At 63.8% G+C, this 19378-nt stretch carries 19 protein-coding genes; 14 read left to right on the top strand and 5 right to left on the bottom strand.

Annotated features, from left to right (window positions below; translation table 11 throughout):
• Positions 1-86: 86 nt before the first annotated feature.
• Genes N7422_RS00170 through N7422_RS00160 form a run of 3 tightly spaced genes read right to left on the bottom strand, consistent with a single transcriptional unit; the run spans position 87 to position 4635 of the window.
• Complete coding sequence (locus tag N7422_RS00170) at positions 87-1487, bottom strand: efflux transporter outer membrane subunit (protein WP_279804522.1); 1401 nt, start codon at positions 1485-1487, stop codon at positions 87-89.
• Between the two features lie 3 nt (positions 1488-1490).
• Complete coding sequence (locus N7422_RS00165) at positions 1491-3455, bottom strand: MacB family efflux pump subunit (protein ID WP_279804521.1); 1965 nt, start codon at positions 3453-3455, stop codon at positions 1491-1493.
• A gap of 1 nt (position 3456) precedes the next feature.
• Positions 3457-4635, bottom strand: coding sequence for an efflux RND transporter periplasmic adaptor subunit (locus tag N7422_RS00160; RefSeq protein ID WP_279804520.1), 1179 nt, complete (start codon positions 4633-4635; stop codon positions 3457-3459).
• 159 nt (positions 4636-4794) lie between these two features.
• Here N7422_RS00160 and N7422_RS00155 point away from each other — a divergent pair, with 159 nt between their 5' ends.
• The 5 genes from N7422_RS00155 to N7422_RS00135 all read left to right on the top strand — a co-directional run bounded on the left by N7422_RS00155 (position 4795) and on the right by N7422_RS00135 (position 8162).
• On the top strand, positions 4795-5328 hold the full coding sequence (locus N7422_RS00155; protein WP_279805085.1) for a sigma-70 family RNA polymerase sigma factor: 534 nt from the start codon (positions 4795-4797) through the stop codon (positions 5326-5328).
• A gap of 167 nt (positions 5329-5495) precedes the next feature.
• Entirely contained in the window at positions 5496-5981 is a 486-nt protein-coding gene (locus tag N7422_RS00150; RefSeq protein ID WP_279804519.1) for a histidine kinase, read from the top strand.
• Between the two features lie 61 nt (positions 5982-6042).
• Positions 6043-7368 carry an MFS transporter gene (locus N7422_RS00145; RefSeq protein WP_279804518.1) on the top strand — a complete coding sequence of 442 codons (1326 nt, stop codon included), beginning with the start codon at positions 6043-6045 and terminating at the stop codon, positions 7366-7368.
• A 94-nt stretch (positions 7369-7462) separates the two neighbouring features.
• Positions 7463-7759: a type II toxin-antitoxin system MqsR family toxin gene (locus tag N7422_RS00140; RefSeq protein ID WP_279804516.1), complete on the top strand. Its 297-nt coding sequence runs from the start codon at positions 7463-7465 to the stop codon at positions 7757-7759.
• Between the two features lies 1 nt (position 7760).
• Positions 7761-8162 (top strand): type II toxin-antitoxin system MqsA family antitoxin, encoded by a 402-nt coding sequence (locus N7422_RS00135; RefSeq protein WP_279804515.1) that lies wholly within the window; start codon positions 7761-7763, stop codon positions 8160-8162.
• A 59-nt stretch (positions 8163-8221) separates the two neighbouring features.
• On the opposite strand, the gene N7422_RS00130 is transcribed toward N7422_RS00135, so the two are convergent.
• Positions 8222-9886, bottom strand: coding sequence for an electron transfer flavoprotein-ubiquinone oxidoreductase (locus N7422_RS00130; RefSeq protein WP_279804513.1), 1665 nt, complete (start codon positions 9884-9886; stop codon positions 8222-8224).
• Positions 9887-10430: 544 nt separating this feature from the next.
• Here N7422_RS00130 and N7422_RS00125 point away from each other — a divergent pair.
• The 9 genes from N7422_RS00125 to N7422_RS00085 all read left to right on the top strand — a co-directional run bounded on the left by N7422_RS00125 (position 10431) and on the right by N7422_RS00085 (position 17674).
• Positions 10431-11180, top strand: coding sequence for an electron transfer flavoprotein subunit beta/FixA family protein (locus N7422_RS00125; protein WP_102683119.1), 750 nt, complete (start codon positions 10431-10433; stop codon positions 11178-11180).
• A complete protein-coding gene (locus N7422_RS00120) occupies positions 11181-12110 on the top strand; it encodes an FAD-binding protein (RefSeq protein ID WP_279804512.1) in 930 nt (309 codons plus the stop codon).
• Between the two features lie 105 nt (positions 12111-12215).
• Positions 12216-13019, top strand: coding sequence for a transporter substrate-binding domain-containing protein (locus N7422_RS00115; protein ID WP_279804511.1), 804 nt, complete (start codon positions 12216-12218; stop codon positions 13017-13019).
• A gap of 9 nt (positions 13020-13028) precedes the next feature.
• The gene (locus N7422_RS00110; RefSeq protein ID WP_279804510.1) at positions 13029-13382 is read left to right on the top strand and encodes a DUF4398 domain-containing protein; all 354 of its coding nucleotides are present in this window, start codon (positions 13029-13031) and stop codon (positions 13380-13382) included.
• A complete protein-coding gene (locus N7422_RS00105; protein ID WP_279804509.1) occupies positions 13379-14188 on the top strand; it encodes an OmpA family protein in 810 nt (269 codons plus the stop codon). The genes N7422_RS00110 and N7422_RS00105 overlap by 4 nt, the downstream gene beginning before the upstream one ends.
• A gap of 520 nt (positions 14189-14708) precedes the next feature.
• Positions 14709-16151 (top strand): PLP-dependent aminotransferase family protein, encoded by a 1443-nt coding sequence (locus N7422_RS00100; RefSeq protein WP_279804508.1) that lies wholly within the window; start codon positions 14709-14711, stop codon positions 16149-16151.
• Positions 16152-16214: 63 nt separating this feature from the next.
• The gene (locus tag N7422_RS00095) at positions 16215-16673 is read left to right on the top strand and encodes a hypothetical protein (protein ID WP_279804507.1); all 459 of its coding nucleotides are present in this window, start codon (positions 16215-16217) and stop codon (positions 16671-16673) included.
• Between the two features lie 107 nt (positions 16674-16780).
• Positions 16781-17035 carry a YkgJ family cysteine cluster protein gene (locus N7422_RS00090; RefSeq protein WP_279804506.1) on the top strand — a complete coding sequence of 85 codons (255 nt, stop codon included), beginning with the start codon at positions 16781-16783 and terminating at the stop codon, positions 17033-17035.
• Between the two features lie 33 nt (positions 17036-17068).
• Entirely contained in the window at positions 17069-17674 is a 606-nt protein-coding gene (locus N7422_RS00085; protein ID WP_279804505.1) for an START domain-containing protein, read from the top strand.
• 204 nt (positions 17675-17878) lie between these two features.
• On the opposite strand, the gene gltA is transcribed toward N7422_RS00085, so the two are convergent.
• The gene (gene gltA / locus N7422_RS00080; RefSeq protein WP_279804504.1) at positions 17879-19168 is read right to left on the bottom strand and encodes a citrate synthase; all 1290 of its coding nucleotides are present in this window, start codon (positions 19166-19168) and stop codon (positions 17879-17881) included.
• Positions 19169-19378 lie beyond the last annotated feature (210 nt).

Below are 19378 nucleotides of genomic sequence, written 5' to 3'. Positions count from 1 at the left end.
GCGGCGCCAGGTTGGGGAGTTTGAACAAGGCAGTTACTCCCGCATTTTCTCGCTAGGCCATCAGCCATCCTCGTTGGCGGTGGCGCTCAGGACGGCGCCTGCCATCCCCCGCCCAATGCCTTGTACAACGCCACGCTCCCCTGCAACCGCGCCAGGCGCAATTGCGCCTGCTGGTCCTGCGCGGCATAGAGCGTGCGCTGGGTCTCGAGCACGGTCAGCAGGGTCTCGGCGCCGGCGGCATAGCGTTGCTGGGCCAGGTCGAAGGCGATTCGTGCCTGTTCCACCTCCTGGTCCTGCCACTGGCGCTGGCGTTCGACGCCGTCGATCGCGTTCAGCGCCTTTTCCACATCGGCGAAGCCCGCCAGGATGCTGGCGCGGTAGCTCTCCAGCAGCTCCTGCTGTTGGGCCGTGGCCAGTTCCCGTGCGGCGCTCAGCCGGCCGTTGTTGAAGATCGGCGTGGTGAGGCCGGCAGTCAGGGTGTAGTAAGGGCTGTCGAACAGGTTGGCGAACGTCCGGGCGCCGCTGCCCAGGTCGGCGCCCAGCACCAGCCGGGGCAGCATGGCCGCGCGGGCCACCTGGACATTGGCACTGGCCGCCGCCAGGCGTGCCTCGGCGGCGGCGATGTCTGGGCGGCGGCCGAGCAGTTCGCTGGGCACGCCGCTGCCGATCGCTGGCCATTGCAGGGCGCCGATGGCTTCGTTGCTGGTGGGCAGGGCCTGTACCGGATCGCCCAGCAGCGTGGCCAGGGTGACGCGGTTGTCCTGCCAGCGCTGTTCGAGCAGTGGCAGCTGGCGCTCCTGCGCGGCCACCAGGCTGCGCTGCTGGGCCAGCTCCAGGCGGGTGGCCGAGCCCGAGCGTTCGCGCGCTTCGACCAGGCCCAGCACGTCGCGGGCATTGGCCAGGTTGAGGCGGGCGATGCGCAGCTGCTCTTCCAGGGCCAGGCCTTGCAGGTAGCTGTCGGCCACCGCGCTGACCAGGGTCAGCTCCACGGTCTGGCGGTCGAAGCGGCTGGCATCGAGGCTGCGCAGGGCGCTGTCGCGGGTTGCGCGCAGGCCGCCCCAGAAGTCGATTTCATAGCTGGCGCTCAGCCGTGTGCCGAAGGACGTGCTGGTACGCTCGCTGCTGCTGGCATCGAGCTGGTCGTTGCCGTCACCGCGCAGCAGGCGCTGGCGACTGCCGTCCAGGCCGAGTTGCACCTCGGGCAGCAACGGCGCGCCGGCAATCACTGCGCTGGCCTGGGCCTGGCGTACCCGCGCTGCCGCGGCGGCCAGGTCGTGGCTGTTCTGCCGCGCGCGTTCCACCAGGCGGTCCAGTTCGACACTGGAGAAGGCCCGCCACCAGTGACTGTCGGGCATCGGTAGCGCCTGATCGGCGCGGCCCTGCCAGGCCGATGGCGCATCGATGTTCGCCGGCGGCGGCGATGGGGTGCTGCAGGCGGCCAGGCAGAGGCTCAAGGTCAACAGGCTGAAACGGCTGGGGATCGTCATGGGTCATTCGCTGGTAAGGGCCTTGACCGGGTCAAGGCGGGCGGCCTTGCGGGCCGGCATGAAACCGAACACCACGCCGGTGATCACGGCGCAGGCGAAGGCGCCGAGGATGGCGGGCAGGGCAAAGGCCACGGCGATGCCGCTCAGCAGCAGGCTGCCGCCGATGCACAGGGCCAGCACGATGCCAGTCACGCCGCCGACCATCGACAGCATCACCGCCTCGGTGAGGAACTGGCGCAGGATGTCGCGCTGGCGCGCGCCGGTAGCCATGCGGATGCCGATTTCGCGGGTGCGCTCGCGCACGGTCATGAGCATGATGTTCATCACGCCGATGCCACCCACCAGCAGGGAGATCGCGGCGATCGCCCCGAGCATCAGCGACAGGCTGTTCTGGGTGCGCGCCTCGGCCTGGATCAGCGCGGCGTCGTTGGTCAGTTCGAAATCGTGCTTGCCCTGGTGGCGCTGGCGCAAGAGACGGTCGATGGCCTGCTCGGTCTCGTGCACGCGGCTGGAGTCCTGGGCGGCGATGGCGATGTACTCCGGGTCGCGGCTGCCGAACAGGCGGATGGCCGCGGCGGAGTAGGGCACGGCAATGCGCTCGTCGGCATCCTGCTGGCCCGAGCTTGCCCCCTTGGCCACGAGCACGCCGACCACCTGGAAGGGCACGTTGCCGATCAGCAGGTACTGGCCGAGCGGGTCGCTGCCGTCGCCGAACATCTTTTCCTTCACCTTGGCGCCGATCACCGCCACTGCCGTGCCGCTGGCCTCGTCGGCCTCGCTGTAGAAGCTGCCCTCGACCACCGGCCAGTTGAAGATCTCGGGGAACCAGGTGTTGTTGCCGCCCACGTAGAACTGCTGGCTGTTGTTGCCCTGGCGCACCATCAGCTTGTCGCCGATCACGGGCATGACGTGCTTGACCTGGGGCAGCTGGGCAATGGCGTCGACATCGTCGAGGGTGACGATGCCGCCCGGGTCACGCTCGGTAGGGTGCTTGCCATTGAGATAGAGGATGTTGGAGCCGAACGCGGCCATCTGCGCCATCACCTGGCGCTTGCTGCCTTCGCCCACGGCCAGCATCACCACCACCGAAGCCACGCCGATGACGATGCCCAGCAAGGTCAGGGCGGTGCGAAAGCGGTTGATCCACATGACCCGCCAGGCCGCCTGCAGCGCCTCGAGCAGCTCGCCTTTCCAGGCGCCCTTGAGGGTGGCGCCACGGTCCAGGCGCTGGCGCAGGTCATCGGCCTGCAACTGCTCGCTGACGACAGGCGCTGGCTGGTCGGCGGCCGAATCGCTGACCACCTGGCCGTCACGGACCTCGATGATCCGTTGCGCGCGGGCCGCGACTTCGCGGTCATGGGTGATGAGGATGATCACGTGGCCCTGGCTGGCCAGCTCGTCGAGCAAGGCCATGACCTCGGCGCCGCTGTGGCTGTCGAGGGCGCCGGTGGGTTCGTCGGCGAGAATGATGTGTCCGCCGTTCATCAAGGCCCGGGCGATCGACACGCGCTGCTGCTGGCCACCAGACAGCTGGTGCGGGCGGTTGCCGGTGCGGCTGGCCAGGCCCAGGCGCTCGAGCAGAGCGTGGGCCCGGGCGTGCCGCTCGCCGGGCGGCACGCCGGCATAGATGGCCGGCATCTCGACGTTCTCCTGGGCCGACCCGGAGGGAATCAGGTGATAGCCCTGGAACACGAAACCGAACGCTTCGCGGCGCAGCCAGGCCAACTCGTCGCTGTCCAGTTCGGCCACGTCGCGGCCGGCGAAGTGGTAGCTGCCGGCGCTGGGACGGTCGAGGCAGCCGAGGATGTTCATCAGCGTCGACTTGCCGGAACCGGAGGCGCCGACGATGGCGACGAACTCGCCGGGGTGGATGCTCAGGCTGACGCCGCGCAGCACCTCGACCTGCGGCGAATCGATGCCGCCATAGACCTTGCGGATGTCGCGCAGCTCGATCAGGGGCGTGGTCATGTCAACCTCCGCTGGCGGCAGGCGCGCCGATGACCAGGCGCTCACCTTCGCGCAGGCCTTCGACGACCTCCACCCGCAGGCGGTCGCTCAGGCCCGTGCGGACCTGGCGCGCCTCGATCCTGCCCTTACTGTCGACCACCTGGGCCAGGCGCAGGCCGTCGCCCTTGGCGTCGCCGAGCGCCGCCAGAGGCACGCTCAGCACCTGGCTGGCGTTGCCGGCGACGAAGAATACCTGGGTGGTCATCTCTGCCATCAGCGCGCCGTCGGGGTTGTCCACGTCCAGCAGCACGGTGTACTGCACCACCTTGCTGCCAGTGGTGCCGGCCGTGGCGCTGGCCGGGCTGCCGCCGCCCTGGCTGGTCTGGTCCAGGGGCTTGGGCGGGATCGGCAGGATCTGTCGCACGGTGCTGGTCCAGCGTCGCTTGCCGCCGGAAAGGGTGGTGAAATAGGCGGTCATGCCAGGCTTCACCTTGCCGATGTCGGCTTCGGAGACCTGGGCCCAGACGGTCATCGGCGACAGCTTGGCGATGCGCAGGATCAGTGGTGTCTGCTGCTGGGCGTTGAGGGTCTGGCCTTCGCGGGCGTCCACCGCCACCACCGTGCCGCTCATCGGTGCGTAGATGCGGGTGTAGCCCAGCTCCGCCTCGTCGCTGCGCAGGCTGGCCTGGGCTTGGCGGATCTGCGCCTGGTACATGTCGATGCGGGCCTGGGTCACTTTCAGCTGCGCCTCGGCGGCCTGCAGGTCTTCCTGGCGGGTGGCGCCGGCGGCGGCCAGGCCACGTTGGCGTTGATGCTGCTGCTGGGCCAGCAGGTACTGGGCGCGTTGCTCGGCGAGCTGGGCCTTGAGGTTCTCGATCGAGTAGCGGCCGGCGTCGAGCTTGGCCTGCTGCGTCGAAGGATCGATCTCCACCAGCAACTGACCCTGGCGCACTTCGTCGCCAGCCTCCGCATGCAGCTTGCGGATCTGTCCGGAAGCCTGCGCGCCGACATCGACATAGCGGCGCGGTTGTAGGGTGCCCAGGGCGGTGACGCTGCTTTCGATATCGGCGCGGATCACCGGCACGGTGCTGACGGCGGCGCCGCCGAACGGCATGGCCTGCCAGGCCACCAGGCTACCGAGGCCGAGCAGGCCGAGTGCGCCGAACAGCACTCGGCGACGGGTGTTGGGTGTGCGTGTCATGCGGGCTTCCAGCCGGAGGTTGTGGCCGAGCGCGGCAGTTGCCTGCGCGTTCGGGGGTGCCAGTTAAACGAACACGGAAGAGGACGATTTAGCGCCGGAGGAGGGCGCGCTTCGTGTTGCTGAGAATAATTATAATTTGTAAGATCGCACGCTGACATCATCCAGACCCGCAACCTCTGCACGCAGCGCGCCTGCAGGGAGGCGCCAGGTGCCATCGTGGAACACTACTATCGTGAATTGGTGAGCTTCCTCAGCGCCCGCCTAGGCAATCGACAGGCTGCCGAAGACGTTGCCCACGATGCCTACCTGCGGGTGCTGGAGCGTAGCGCAGGCGATCATATCGAGCACCCGCGAGCTTTCCTGTACCGCACCGCACTGAACCTGGTGATCGATCGCCACCGGCGTCACCTGGTGCGCCAGACCGAGCCACTCGAAGTACTCGACCACGATGAGCGCTGGCATGGCCCGGCGCCCATGCAGTGCATGCAGCTGGATCAACGCCTGGCCCTGATGCAGCAAGCCCTGAGCGAATTGAGCGAGCCTTGTCGCGACAGCTTCCTGCTGCGCAAGCTCGATGGGCTGTCGCACCTGCAGATCGCCGAGCGCCTGGGAATCTCCCGCAGCCTGGTGGAAAAGCACATCGTCAACGCCATGAAGCACTGTCGTCTGCGCATGCGCCAGTGGGAGTCCTGAGCGCGCGACGGGCAGGTGAAAATTCCGTGAAGGCGCGACTTGATTTCTCGATGTTTCACGACAACTATCAAGGAAGACCCCCGCTCGGGCATTGCGCTCGACGTTGCCTTCACTGGCGCAGTTCGGTCAAGGAGCCTCCCTACCACCTTGCTGCCCAGGTCCGGACGATGCCCAACAAATCCATGCGCATCCTCATCGCCGACGAGCACCTCGACCAGCGCTTGCAGCTGGAAAAGATGCTCAACAGTCTGGGCTATTATCGGATCGCCCCGGTCGAGAGCTTCGATGATCTGCAGCGCCTGGTGCACGGGGCCCTGCAGCCATTCAACCTGTTGGTCGGCAGCATCGAGCTGGCCAGCCACGCCGGTGTCGACCTGGCGCGCTTCTGCCGAGTCAGTCCGCAGATCCAGCATGCCTTGCTGTATCACTCGCCACACCTGAAAGTGCCAGCGGTGCCGCCCAGCGAGCGTCACGCCGTGAGCATCAGCTTGCCGCACGCGCCTGACAGCGAGGCGCTCGAGTCATTCATGGCGATCATCGACATGCCGGTGCTGGTCGGGAAACTGCCGTTGCCAGCCGGCCTGGCGGGCAGCGCGAGCCCCGCCTGGCGCCGCAGCGGGCTGGCCCAGAGCGTGTTCTGCCGCAACGCCTGAACCCTGTCGGGCGAAGGCTTTTGCTATCCTCTTGGCCTTTTGCCAAGTTGCGGAACCTGCCATGACTGCCATCGATACCGCCCGCTTGCCCCGGTTCAGCCGCGGCGACCACCGGACCCTGGGTCTGGCGGCGCTGGGCGGCGCCCTGGAGATCTACGATTTCATCATCTTCGTGTTCTTCGCGTTGACCCTCAGCCAGCTGTTCTTCCCGCCCGAGATGCCGGAGTGGCTACGCCTGCTGCAGAGCTTCGGGATTTTCGTCACGGGGTACCTGGCCCGACCGCTGGGCGGGATCCTGATGGCGCATTTCGCCGATCACCTGGGGCGCAAGCGGGTGTTCAGCCTGAGCATCCTGATGATGGCGCTGCCATGTCTGTTGATCGGTGTGATGCCGACCTACGCCGACATCGGCTACGCCGCGCCGCTGATCCTGCTGGCCCTGCGCATCCTGCAGGGGGCGGCGGTCGGCGGCGAGGTGCCCAGCGCCTGGACCTTCGTCGCCGAGCATGCGCCGCCTGGGCGGCGTGGCTATGCGCTGGGGTTCCTGCAGGCGGGGTTGACCTTCGGCTACCTGCTTGGCGCTTTGACCGCGACGTTGCTGGCGCAGGTCTATACGCCTCAGGAAATTCTCGACTACGCCTGGCGCTATCCCTTCCTGCTGGGCGGCGTGTTCGGCGTGATCGGCGTCTGGCTGCGCCGCTGGCTCAGCGAAACGCCGGTGTTCCTGGCCCTGCGCGAGCGTCGGGAGCGGCCGGTGGCGTTCCCGCTACGCAGCGTGCTGGGCGAGCATCGTCGGGCGCTGATACCGGCGGCGCTGCTGACCTGCGTGCTGACTTCTGCGGTGGTGGTGCTGGTGGTGATCACCCCGACCGTGATGCAGCAGCGTTTCGGCATGACCGCGGGGCACACCTTCGCCCTGAGCAGCGTGGGCATCGTCTTCCTCAATATCGGCTGCGTGCTGGCCGGGTTGCTGGTGGACCGCATCGGTGCCTGGCGCGCGCTGATGATCTACAGCCTGCTGTTGCCGCTGGGAATCGGTGCGCTCTACGCCAGCCTGGTGGGGCAGTGGGGCATGACCTGGGCGGCCTATGCGCTGGCTGGGCTGTCCTGTGGTGTGGTGGGGGTGGTGCCGTCGGTAATGGTCGGGCTGTTCCCGGCGCAGATCCGCGTGTCTGGCATCTCGTTCACCTATAACGTGGCCTACGCCCTGTGGGCCAGCACCACGCCGCTGGTGCTGATCGCGCTGATGCCCTGGAGTCCGTGGGTATGTGTCGGCTTTTGTCTGGTGATGGGAGCCGTGGGGCTGCTGACGGCCTTTTACTTCGGGCGCCGTGAGCCCCTGGCGTTTGCCGCGGAGCCGATGCCGATCATGTGTGGTGACAAATGAAGCGATAGCGGCTGGCGGGCGGTGAGGCAGACTTTCGGGTGCTGGCTATTGGAATTACCTATTAGCTAAATTTAACCTGAAAGGTTAATTTCTCATGGAAAAGAGAACGCCCCACTGCCCTTTGGAGCGGGTACAAGTTCTGTTGAGTCAGGGAAAGGTAAGGTCGACACGGGCCGCAATTCAGGGCGCTCATGCGCTTGGCCTGCAACCTCGGCAGATTCTTGATGTGGTTCGAGCGCTTATGCCCTCTGATTTTTATAAAAGCATGACCACCTATCATGACCACAGGCTTTGGCAGGATGTTTATCACGTTCATGCTCAGCTCGGCTGGATCTACGTGAAACTGACGGTGGTGGACGACGTACTGGTCGTGTCTTTCAAGGAGCTCTGAAATGAAATGTCCAATGTGTGGAGGCGCAGAGCTGGTTTCCCAGGCTCAGGACATGCCCTATCGCTACAAAGGCCGGGATACGATGATCCCCGATGTATTCGGGGATTACTGCCCGGTCTGTGGCGAAGCGGTGCTGACCCTTGAAGAGTCGGAGCGTATAAGCGATCTGATGCGGGCTTTCGACCGGCAAATCAATGCCGCCGCCGTCGATCCAGCCTTCATTGTCGCCGTACGCCGTAAGTTTGACCTCGACCAGCGTGAGGCAGGTGAAATCTTCGGCGGTGGCGTTAACGCCTTCTCCCGCTACGAGAACGGCAAGACCCAGCCACCGGTTGCGCTGATCAAGCTGTTCAAGCTGCTCGATCGTCACCCGGAATTGTTCGAAGAAGTGCGCAGCGCCTGACACGAAAAAGCCCCCGGGTCGTATGACCAGGGGGCTTTTTCTCGCCGTGAGGGCAGGGCTTACATGTTCGGGTAGTTCGGCCCGCCGGCACCTTCAGGGGTGACCCAGGTGATGTTCTGGGCCGGATCCTTGATGTCGCAGGTCTTGCAGTGCACGCAGTTCTGCGCATTGATCTGGAAGCGCTTGTTGCCATCTTCCTGGGTGACCACTTCGTACACGCCGGCCGGGCAGTAGCGCTGCGCCGGCTCGTCGTACAGCGGCAGGTTGCTGGCGATCGGGATGTTCGGGTCGGTCAGCTTCAGGTGGCAGGGTTGTTCCTCTTCATGGTTGGTGCTGGAGAGGAATACCGAGCTGAGCTTGTCGAAGCTGAGCTTGCCGTCCGGTTTCGGGTAGTCGATCTTTTTCGAGTCCGCCGCCAGCTTGAGGCAGGCGTAGTCCGGCTTGGTGTCGTGCAGGGTGAACGGCAGCTTGCCGCCGAACCAGTTCTGGTCGACATAGTTGAATGCCGCGCCGAGGATCGGGCCGAACTTGTGCATCGCCGGGCCGAAGTTGCGGCTGGCGAACAGTTCTTCGTGCAACCAGCTGGCCTTGAAGGCGCTGACGTAGCCGTTCAGCTGGTCACCGCCCTCGCTACCGGCGATCAGCGCGTCGGCCACAGCTTCCGCGGCGAGCATGCCGGATTTCATCGCGGTGTGGCTGCCCTTGATCTTGGCGAAGTTCAGGGTGCCGAGGTCGCAGCCGATCAGCGCGCCGCCGTTGAACACCATCTTGGGCAGCGAATTGAAGCCGCCCTTGCAGATGGCGCGGGCGCCATAGCTGATGCGCTTGCCGCCTTCGAGGTACTGGGCCATCACCGGGTGGTGTTTGAGGCGCTGGAATTCGTCGAACGGCGACAGGTACGGATTGGCGTAGGACAGGTCAACGATCAGGCCGACCACCACCTGGTTGTTTTCCAGGTGATAGAGGAACGAGCCACCGGTGTTGTCCTTGCTCATTACGTCCAGCGGCCAGCCGGCGGTATGTACCACCAGGCCCTGCTCGTGCTTGGCCGGGTCGATTTCCCAGATTTCCTTGAGGCCGATGCCGTAGTGCTGCACGTCGGACGCGTTATCCAGGTCGAAGCGCTTGATCAGTTGCTTGCCGATATGGCCACGGCAGCCTTCGGCGAACAGGGTGTATTTGGCGCGCAGTTCCATGCCTGGGGTGTACAGGCCATCCTTCGGTTGGCCCTCGCGGTCGACGCCCAGGTCGCCGGTGACGATGCCGCGGACCACGCCGTTCTCATCGAACAGCGCTTCCTGGGCGGCGAAGCCCGGGTAGATCTCCACGCCCAGGTTCTCGGCCTGCTGAGCGAGCCAGCGGCACAGGTTGCCCAGGGAGATGATGTAGTTGCCCTGGTTGTGCATGGTCTTGGGCACGAACAGGTCGGGGACCTTGGTCGAGCTGGCGGCATCCTTGAGCACATAGATGTCGTCGCGCTTCACTTCGGTGTTCAGCGGCGCGCCGAGTTCCTTCCAGTCGGGGAACAGTTCGTTCAGGGCGCGCGGTTCGAACACCGCGCCGGAGAGGATGTGGGCGCCGACTTCGGAGCCTTTCTCGACCACGCAGACGCTGATCTCGCTACCGGCTTCGGCGGCCTTCTGCTTCAGGCGGCAGGCGGCGGACAGGCCCGCCGGGCCTGCGCCGACGATGACCACGTCGAATTCCATGTATTCGCGTTCCACTGGTTCTCTCCTACTCAAGGCTCATCGCTGTTGCTTGTCTTTTTTGGGTGTTTCACGGTCATGCACGGCGCGTGGTTGCTGTAGCTGCGTGGATGACGGACTACACCGTCTTGTCTTGGCCGCGCATTATATCTACACCACTTGGCGGGTCCAATACAAACGTTTGTTTGAATTTGCCGGAGGCCCGTAGAATCACAGGTGGACGGCTGGAGGCTGGCCAATTTGCCGTATTGACCGGATTGGGTGTTACGGTCAAGATACGAGCGCTTTCGCGTTCGCCGTAGGCTGACCGTCGGGCGCAGGTGCACCCCTAAAGACCAGGTGGAGAGCAGGGTTTACGGGCTGGATCAGGTTTTGTAGTGGAGTCTACACGCCACGACAGAAAATGACTCGTGGGTTTTACTCGCGACAGTCGAAACAGGACTGTTCGGTCAAGTGAAGTTCGCCCGCTCCGGAACGTTTTTAGAGGTGCCCTTGTACCCACGCGCATTCGCCGGGCAGTACCCAGGCGATCTTCTTTTCACCGGAGAGTAACGAGGAATCCATGAAGGTTCTTGTAGCTGTCAAACGAGTGGTCGACTACAACGTCAAGGTTCGCGTCAAGGCGGACAACTCCGGCGTCGACCTTGCAAACGTCAAGATGTCCATGAACCCCTTCTGCGAAATCGCCGTGGAAGAAGCCGTCCGCCTGAAAGAGAAGGGCGTGGCGAGCGAAATCGTCGTCGTCAGCATCGGCCCGACCGCTGCCCAGGAACAGCTGCGTACCGCCCTGGCACTGGGCGCTGATCGCGCCATCCTGGTGGAAGCCGCGGATGAACTGAACTCCCTGGCCGTGGCCAAGGCGTTGAAAGCCGTTGTCGACAAGGAGCAGCCGCAGCTGGTCATTCTCGGCAAGCAGGCCATCGACAGCGACAACAACCAGACCGGCCAGATGCTGGCCGCGCTGACGGGCTATGCCCAGGGCACCTTCGCCTCCAAGGTCGAAGTCGCCGGCGACAAGGTCAACGTCACCCGTGAAATCGACGGCGGCCTGCAGACCGTTGCGTTGAACCTGCCAGCCATCGTCACCACCGACCTGCGCCTGAACGAGCCACGCTATGCGTCGCTGCCGAACATCATGAAGGCCAAGAAGAAGCCGCTGGAGACCGTCACTCCAGATGCGCTGGGCGTGTCCCTCGCCTCCACCACCAAGACCCTCAAGGTCGAAGCGCCTGCCGCCCGCAGCGCGGGTATCAAGGTCAAGTCGGTGGCCGAACTGGTCGAGAAGCTGAAGAACGAAGCGAAGGTAATCTAAATGACTATCCTGGTTGTCGCTGAACACGAAAACGGTGCCGTAGCTCCGGCCACCCTGAACACTGTCGCCGCTGCCGCCAAGATCGGTGGTGATATCCACGTACTGGTCGCAGGCCAGAACGTCGGTGGTGTTGCCGAATCCGCCGCCAAGATCGCTGGCGTGGCCAAGGTCCTGGTCGCCGATAACGCGGCCTACGCCCACGCCCTGCCGGAAAACGTCGCACCGCTGCTGGTCGAACTGGCCAAGGGTTACAGCCATGTGCTGGCGCCGGCCACCACCAATGGCAAGAACATCCTGCCGCGCGTTGCCGCGCTGCTGGACGTCGACCAGATCTCCGAGATTGTCTCGGTAGAATCCGCCGATACCTTCAAGCGCCCGATCTATGCCGGTAACGCCATCGCTACCGTGCAGTCGAGCGCCGCGGTCAAGGTCATCACCGTGCGTACCACCGGTTTCGACGCCGTGGCCGCCGAAGGTGGTTCGGCTGCCGTCGAAGCTATCGCTGCCGCTCACGACGCTGGCAAGTCGGCCTTCGTGGGCGAAGAGCTGGCCAAGTCCGACCGTCCTGAGCTGACCGCCGCCAAGATCGTCGTTTCCGGTGGTCGCGGCATGGGCAACGGTGACAACTTCAAGCACCTGTACGCCCTGGCCGACAAGCTCGGCGCCGCCGTCGGTGCTTCGCGCGCCGCAGTCGACGCAGGCTTCGTGCCGAACGACATGCAGGTCGGCCAGACCGGCAAGATCGTCGCGCCACAGCTGTACATCGCCGTCGGTATCTCCGGCGCGATCCAGCATCTGGCCGGCATGAAGGACTCCAAGGTGATCGTCGCGATCAACAAGGATGAAGAAGCGCCGATCTTCCAGGTGGCTGATTACGGCCTGGTCGCCGACCTGTTCGAAGCGGTTCCGGAGCTGGAAAAGCTGGTCTGATCCGCCTGCTTCACTTATAAAGAACCCGGCCCGCCCTTGGCGGTCCGGGTTTTTTCATGGTTTTTTCAGGGGCGAGGTAAGGGTTGCATGGTGTGTCGCAAAGGGATGAAAAAGGTGGCCTGGATGCTGGCTTTGCTGTCGGCCCAGACGCTGGCGGCGGGCAAGTGCGAGCGCCTGGTGGCCACTGGTAGCCCCGATGCGCCGCCGTATTCCTGGCAGGATCCGCAGGACCCGAAACACTTGATCGGCGCCAATGTCGACCTGCTGCGCCAGGTGGCTGGCGAGCTGGGTGTGAAGGTCGAGGTGCTGCACGCCGGCAGGCGCGAGCAGGCGCTGGAAGAAGTGCGCAGTGGGCGCATGGACCTGTTGCTCGACACGCCGCTGCAGGTGACCCAGCTGACCAGCCTGGACTACATTCATCCCGCCCTGCAATTGAACGAATACCTGGTCTGGACCCGTCATGACGCCACCTTGGTGTTCGATGGCCCGGCCGACCTTGCCCGCTACCAGGGCGCACTGTCGGAGAAGGCGCGCCTGACCCCGGCCTTCGACGCCTTCGCCAAGGCCCAGCTCAAGCTGGAGCCCACGCAGAACCTGACTCAAGCCTTCCAGAAGCTGGTGCTCGGCCAAGTCGATTATGTGCTGGCGGGGCGCTACTCGGGGATGGCCATGGCCCAGAGCCTGGGGGTGGGTAACGATCTCATCGCCCGAGGCCTGCCGGTGGACCGTCCGGGGCTGTACCTGGCTGTGTCGCACAACTCCGCCTGCAACGACAGCTGGTTGCGCGGACAACTGGCGAAAAAGCTGACAGAATTGCCGATCTCCGGGGCGAGCGAGGCTGTGCTGCAGCGCAATGTCGAGCGCTGGAAGGCGCAGATGCAGGCGTCGCAGGGTGCCCCCAAACAGTAGGAAGAGTGTGTGAGAATCCAATCCCTGATGCTCGCCCTGGCCGTGCTCGGCCTGGCCGGCTGTGCCAATGATCCGGCACCCAATGAACAGCTGCGTCTGTCCGAGCAGGCGCTGGAGCAGGCCAAGGCGGTCGGCGCCACCGAGCAGGTGCCGGAGTTCAAATTGGCCGAAGAGAAGCTGGCGCGAGCCAAAAGCAACATGCTCAGCGAGAGTTATCGCGACGCGCGCATGCGCGCCGAGCAGGCCGAGCTGGATGCGCGTCTGGCCGAAGCGCGGGTGCTGAACCAGAAGAGCGAAGAGCAGCTGCAGGTGTTGCAGTCGCGGGTCAAGCGTCTGCGCAAGCAACTGGAGGTGCAGCCATGAGTCGTCTCAAACCAATGGCGGCCCTGGTTCTGCTGGCGTTTGTCGGGCTGCAGGGCTGCGCCAGTCAGCGCAGCGAATCGGCGCTGGACGAGGCCAGTGCCGCGTTCCAGAAGGTCAAGGACAACGCCGATGTGCTGCGCAGTGCGCCCCGTGACGTCATCCGTGCCGGTGAGTCCCTGGGGCGGGCGGAGCGCCTGGCGGGTTACGTAGGTACCGGTGGCGATGTGCGTCATTACGCCTACCTCAGTGAGCGTTACAGCGAGATCGCCAGCGAGCACGCCAAGCTGGCATTGAACCAGGAGCGCCTGACCAAGCTCGATCTGGAGCGCCAGCGCCTGCAGCTGGCCTTGCGCGAGGCCAAGCTGGCCAGTGTTCAGCAGCAAGGCAAGTTCGTCGAATCGCAGATTGCGGCGCTGGCCTCGGAGCAGGCGGATCGTGGACTGGTGATGACCCTGGGTGACGTACTGTTCGATACCGGCCAGGCCGATCTGAAGAACTCGGCCAGCCGGACCGTGCTCAAACTGGTGCAGTTCCTTCAGCTCAACCCGCGTCGTGTGGTGCGGATCGAGGGGTATACCGACAGCACCGGGGCGCCGGAGGACAACCTGAAGCTGTCGCGTGATCGCGCCCAGGCGGTGGCCGACATGCTGGTCGACCTGGGGGTAGGCGAGAAGCGGATTCAGGTCGAGGGTTATGGCGACCAGTATCCGGTGGAGGCCAACGCCTCCGAGCGGGGCAGGGCGCAGAACCGCCGGGTCGAGATCGTCTTCTCCGATGACAAGGGCAAGCTCGCGCCAGCGCGTTGAGTCCTGTTTCTCTATTTGCGGGTTAACTCGTTCCTACAGGTATTGTGTTTGCGCTGAACGGCCCATCCTGGGCCGCAGCGCTTGACGGGCATCCATGCCCGTCACCTCCCTCCGCAAGGCCTGCGCTCAGCCTCCTGAAGTCGCGAAGTTACGGGCGGCGCCTGGGCTGGCGCAGCTGCCGCTAGCGCACTGGGTGTTAGCCTTCTGATCGCCAAAGCCAAAGCCAAAGCCAAAGCCAAAGCCAAAGCCAAAGCCAAAGCCAAAGCCAAAGCCAAAGCCAAAGCTCTAATAGCGCATGCCCCCGGGTGGGCCTGGCGGACTGCTGCGTTGCCATCAACCGGCTTAGAAGGTGTGCGTTCGTCGGTGCGTCGGTACGGTCACTCGATGTGCCTCTGTCACGCAACTGTATTGTTGACTATTCTGCGATCTGTCCCAGTACACTTCGTAACTGTTACGGTATTCTGGCTCCGCTGTGAGTCGCACAAGAACAACGATCCCGTCCGCGCTTCGAGAACACGCCATGACCAACCTGCTGCTGTACCAGCGCATCGCCCAGCAACTGGCCGACGATATCCGGCGTGGTGTATACCAGCCCGGCGAGCGCGTGCCGTCGGTGCGCAAGATGAGCGCCCAGCTCAATGTCAGTCATGCCACGGTGCTGCAGGCCTACGCCAATCTCGAGGATCAGGGCTTGATCCGTGCGCGTCCGCAGTCGGGTTACTATGTGCACCAGACGCCCGCGCTGACGGCGCAGACGCCGGATATCGCCAGGGTCGAACGTCCTGGTCTGGTCACCCGTGCCAGCATCATCCAGCAGGTACTCGTCGAAGCCCGGCGCGATGGCGTTTTCCCATTCGGCGCGGCAGTACCACATGTGGACTACCTGCCAGTGCGCGCCTTGCACCAGCAATTGGCCAAGGTCACCCGCTTCCACAGTCCACGGGCCTTCAGCTACATGTTCAGCCCGGGCTTCGAGCCGTTGCGTCGGCAGATCGCCATTCGCATGCGCGATGCCGGTGTTCTGGTCGATCCGCGTGAGGTCGTGGTCACCCATGGTTGTGTCGATGCCTTGCAGATGTCGCTACGGGTGCTGACCCGCCCAGGAGACCTGATCGCCGCTGAGTCGCCGACTTATTATGGTTTGTTGCAGTTGGCCGACCTGCTGGGGCTCAAGGTCATCGAGATTCCCAGTGACCCTTCCACCGGTATCAGTCTGGAGGCCCTGCAACTGGCGGCCAACCAATGGTCGATCAAGGCGCTGGTGCTGACCACGCGCCTGAGCAACCCCCTGGGCGGCACCATGCCGGAGGAGCGCCAGAAGCAGTTGCTGCGCCTGGCCTCGGATTTCGACATCCAGATCGTCGAAGACGACATCTATGGCGAGCTGATGTTCGAGCAGGGGCGTACCAAGGCGCTCAAGGCGTTCGATCGTCTGGATCGGGTCATCTACTGCTCGAGTTTCTCCAAGACACTGTCGCCGGGTGTGCGGGTCGGCTGGATGGTCGCCGGCCGCTACCAGGACGAGATCCAGCGCTTGCAGACGTTCACCACCCATTCGGCCTGCAGTGTGACGCAGATGGCGGTGGCGGCCTACCTGGAGAACGGTGGTTATGACCGCCATTTGCGCTATATCCGCCAGGAGTACCGCAAAAACCTCAGTGCATACCAGTTGGCGGTGCAGCAGCATTTCCCGGAGGGCACGCAGATGACCCGGCCTACCGGCGGCTTCATTCTCTGGGTCAGCCTGCCTGGGCGGGTGAACACCCAGGAATTGCATGTGCGGGCGCTGGAGCAGGGCATCAGCATCGCCCCCGGCCTGATCTTCAGCAACACCGAACAGTTCAACCACTGTATCCGCCTTAATTGCGGCATTCCGTGGAGCAAGGAGGCAGAGCGCGCGGTGATGACGCTGGGGTTGCTGGCCCAGCAACTGTGTCGGGAATCGAGCGGCTCGCTTTTGTAGACTTGTCAGATCGACGGGGAACAGGGAGCATACGCGTTTTAAGGCCTGCGCTCCCTGGTGCCCATGAACCTGTTTCGACCTCTCGCCATCGTCCTGTGTCTCGCATTGCCCTGGTTGCCAATCGGGCTGGGGCAGGCCGCCGAGTCGGCGAGCAAGGCGCAGAGCGTGCAAAAGCCGGTGGCCAAGCCCCAGCCCAAGGCAGTGGCCAAGCCAAGGCCAAAGCCAAAGCAAAAGCCAAAGCCAAAGCCTGTAAGCAAGGCGATCGCCAAGCCACTGCACAGGCCGAAGGTCGATCTGAGCCTGCCAAGCGAGATGGTCAAGAACCTCGAGCCGGATCTCGGTGACGGACCAGTGGTTCGCAAGCCGTTGCTGCCTTCGATGTTCCCCACCAAGCCCGAGTCCGACAGCAGTCCGTTCCAGCTCAACGGCCGACTGATCAGCAATGAAATGCAGCTGCAGCTGCGCAATGACAGCCGGCACGACGTGGAAGGCGCGGCCATCGATTTCGAATTTCGCAACTGACTGCCTGGTCATCGGCGATTTCATCTGCCGGCCAATTTCAAACATGTGTTTGAGCGGTTAGTATCCAGGGACGTTCGTCCCGTTTTGCTCCTGGGAGTCCTGTTGTCATGAAATGCCGCGAGGGCTGTGGTGCCTGCTGCATCGCCCCGTCCATCAGTTCGCCGATCCCTGGCATGCCGCAGGGCAAGCCGGCCGGCGAACGCTGCCTGCACCTGAATGTCGAAAACCTCTGTGCGCTGTTCGGCAAGCCCGAGCGGCCGAAGGTGTGTGGTGGCTTCAAGGCGCAAGCGGACATCTGTGGCAACGATCGTGACGAAGCCGTCCGCATCATCGGGTGGCTGGAGCAGATGACGGCGGCGTGACAGGTTGGATCTTCGACAACAAGGAACAAGATGATGAGATCGATCAAGGGTATTGCACTGCTGTGCGGCATGGGCGTCCTGCTGGCGCCGGCGGCCTGGGCTGAGAACTGGCAGGTGGCCAAGGACGAGGAGGGCATCAAGGTCTCCCTCAGCGAGGTGGCGGGCTCGAAGTACAAGGCCTATCGCGGCGTGACCGTGATCAAGGCGCCGCTGGCCAAGGTCAAGGCGCTACAGGAGGATGTATCGGGGGCTTGCGCCTGGATTCACGAATGCAAGTCGCAGAAGCTGCTCAAGAGCGAAGGCGATCAGAGCTGGACCTATACCCAGTTCAATACGCCCTGGCCGGTGACGCCGCGGGATTCGATCCTGCATGTGACCACGGTTCAGGAGGCCGATGGCAGCCTGACCCGCAAGCTTCAGGAGGAGCCGAAGTACCTGCCGGAGGAGAAGGGCTTCGTGCGCGTCGCCCAGGTGGAAGGTTTCTGGAAGCTGGTGCCCAAAGGTGATAGCACCGAGGTGACCTACCAAGTGCACACCGAACCGGGTGGCAGCGTGCCGTCTTGGCTGGCCAACAAGTTTGTGGTCGATGCGCCGTTCAATACCCTCAAGGGGCTGAAGGCGCGCGCCGAGAAGAACTAAAGGCTGGCGTGCTTCCTGTAGGAGCGGCCTTGCGTCGCGAAAGGGCTGCGTAGCAGCCCCAGGATCTCGAGTCTGGCTCAGAAGCGTCGGGGCCGCTTTGCGGCCCTTTCGCGACGCAAGGCCGCTCCTGCAGAGAAGCAGATCGTCTAGGCCGGAACAAAAAAGGCTGCCCGAGGGCAGCCTTTTCGCGTTCAGCCAGCAGGCTTACTTGCGGTCTTTCAGCTCGACGATGTCACGCTGCTCGTAGCCGGTGTACAGCTGACGCGGACGGCCGATCTTGTACGGGCCGGAGAGCATTTCTTTCCAGTGCGAGATCCAGCCCACGGTACGTGCCAGGGCGAAGATCACGGTGAACATGCTGGTCGGAATGCCGATGGCCTTGAGGATGATGCCCGAGTAGAAGTCGACGTTCGGGTACAGCGAGCGCTCGATGAAGTACGGATCGGTCAGGGCGATCTCTTCCAGGCGCATGGCCAGTTCCAGCTGCGGATCGTTCTTGATGCCCAGCTCGCCCAGCACTTCGTCGCAGGTCTGTTTCATCACGGTGGCGCGTGGATCGCGGTTCTTGTACACGCGGTGACCGAAGCCCATGAGCTTGAACGGATCGTTCTTGTCCTTGGCCTTGGCGATGTACTTGTCGATGTTCGAGACGTCGCCGATCTCATCGAGCATGGTCAGCACCGCTTCGTTCGCGCCACCGTGGGCCGGGCCCCACAGGGCGGCGATGCCAGCGGCGATACAGGCGAACGGGTTGGCGCCCGAAGAGCCCGCCAGGCGTACGGTGGAGGTGGAGGCGTTCTGCTCGTGGTCGGCGTGGAGGATGAAGATCCGGTCCATTGCCTTGGCCAGTACCGGGCTGATCGGTTTGATCTCGCACGGGGTGTTGAACATCATGTGCAGGAAGTTCTCCGCGTACGACAGGTCGTTGCGCGGGTACATCATGGGCTGGCCCATGGAGTACTTGTAGACCATCGCCGCCAGGGTCGGCATCTTGGCGACCAGGCGAACCGCGGAGATCTCGCGGTGCTGCGGGTTATTGATGTCCAGCGAGTCGTGATAGAACGCCGACAGGGCGCCGACCACGCCGCACATCACCGCCATCGGGTGGGCGTCGCGGCGGAAGCCGTTGAAGAAGGATTTCAGCTGCTCGTGAACCATGGTGTGGTTCTTCACGGTGCTGACGAACTGGGCCTTTTGCTCGGCGTTCGGCAGTTCGCCGTTGAGCAGCAGGTAGCAGGTCTCGAGGTAGTCCGATTTCTCGGCGAGCTGTTCGATCGGGTAGCCGCGGTGCAGCAGGACGCCCTTGTCGCCGTCGATGTAGGTGATCTTCGACTCGCACGAGGCGGTCGCCATGAAGCCAGGGTCGAAGGTGAAGTGGCCGGATGCCCCCAACCCGCGGACGTCGATAACATCGGGACCAACGGTGCCGGTTAAAATGGGCAGCTCGACGGGGGCAGCGCCCTCGATGATCAACTGCGCTTTTTTGTCAGCCATGTGGCCTCCTATTAATGCTTGAAATCATCAGACAGACCCCCCACGCAGGGCCCGCACCACTATAGAGGGATAAATTCGAATGTCAATTTGCCTAAAGGCTGGTTGAAACGCCCTCTGAGCCCTGATTTTTCACGAAATTCTCGCCCGTTTACGCCTTTTGCTCACTAAAGGCAATGCGCTATTTGGGCTAGCCCCTCACGTTGTCATAAG

It is taken from the genome of Pseudomonas sp. GD04091 (genome assembly GCF_029836165.1).
Classification (GTDB): domain Bacteria; phylum Pseudomonadota; class Gammaproteobacteria; order Pseudomonadales; family Pseudomonadaceae; genus Aquipseudomonas.
Note: the sequence above shows the minus strand (reverse complement) of the source record. Positions and strands in the feature narration are given on the sequence as shown.

Excerpts from the sequence above, each read along its gene's own strand:
- N7422_RS00090 (WP_279804506.1), top strand. The coding sequence starts at position 16,781 with ATGAAATGCCGCGAGGGCTGTGGTGCCTGCTGCATCGCCCCGTCCATC.
- N7422_RS00115 (WP_279804511.1), top strand. The coding sequence starts at position 12,216 with ATGAAAAAGGTGGCCTGGATGCTGGCTTTGCTGTCGGCCCAGACGCTG.
- gltA (WP_279804504.1), bottom strand. The coding sequence starts at position 19,168 with ATGGCTGACAAAAAAGCGCAGTTGATCATCGAGGGCGCTGCCCCCGTC.
- N7422_RS00160 (WP_279804520.1), bottom strand. The coding sequence starts at position 4,635 with ATGACACGCACACCCAACACCCGTCGCCGAGTGCTGTTCGGCGCACTC.
- N7422_RS00135 (WP_279804515.1), top strand. The coding sequence starts at position 7,761 with ATGAAATGTCCAATGTGTGGAGGCGCAGAGCTGGTTTCCCAGGCTCAG.
- N7422_RS00150 (WP_279804519.1), top strand. The coding sequence starts at position 5,496 with ATGCCCAACAAATCCATGCGCATCCTCATCGCCGACGAGCACCTCGAC.
- N7422_RS00100 (WP_279804508.1), top strand. The coding sequence starts at position 14,709 with ATGACCAACCTGCTGCTGTACCAGCGCATCGCCCAGCAACTGGCCGAC.
- N7422_RS00145 (WP_279804518.1), top strand. The coding sequence starts at position 6,043 with ATGACTGCCATCGATACCGCCCGCTTGCCCCGGTTCAGCCGCGGCGAC.
- N7422_RS00085 (WP_279804505.1), top strand. The coding sequence starts at position 17,069 with ATGAGATCGATCAAGGGTATTGCACTGCTGTGCGGCATGGGCGTCCTG.
- N7422_RS00140 (WP_279804516.1), top strand. The coding sequence starts at position 7,463 with ATGGAAAAGAGAACGCCCCACTGCCCTTTGGAGCGGGTACAAGTTCTG.
- N7422_RS00105 (WP_279804509.1), top strand. The coding sequence starts at position 13,379 with ATGAGTCGTCTCAAACCAATGGCGGCCCTGGTTCTGCTGGCGTTTGTC.
- N7422_RS00125 (WP_102683119.1), top strand. The coding sequence starts at position 10,431 with ATGAAGGTTCTTGTAGCTGTCAAACGAGTGGTCGACTACAACGTCAAG.
- N7422_RS00165 (WP_279804521.1), bottom strand. The coding sequence starts at position 3,455 with ATGACCACGCCCCTGATCGAGCTGCGCGACATCCGCAAGGTCTATGGC.
- N7422_RS00095 (WP_279804507.1), top strand. The coding sequence starts at position 16,215 with ATGAACCTGTTTCGACCTCTCGCCATCGTCCTGTGTCTCGCATTGCCC.
- N7422_RS00120 (WP_279804512.1), top strand. The coding sequence starts at position 11,181 with ATGACTATCCTGGTTGTCGCTGAACACGAAAACGGTGCCGTAGCTCCG.
- N7422_RS00170 (WP_279804522.1), bottom strand. The coding sequence starts at position 1,487 with ATGACGATCCCCAGCCGTTTCAGCCTGTTGACCTTGAGCCTCTGCCTG.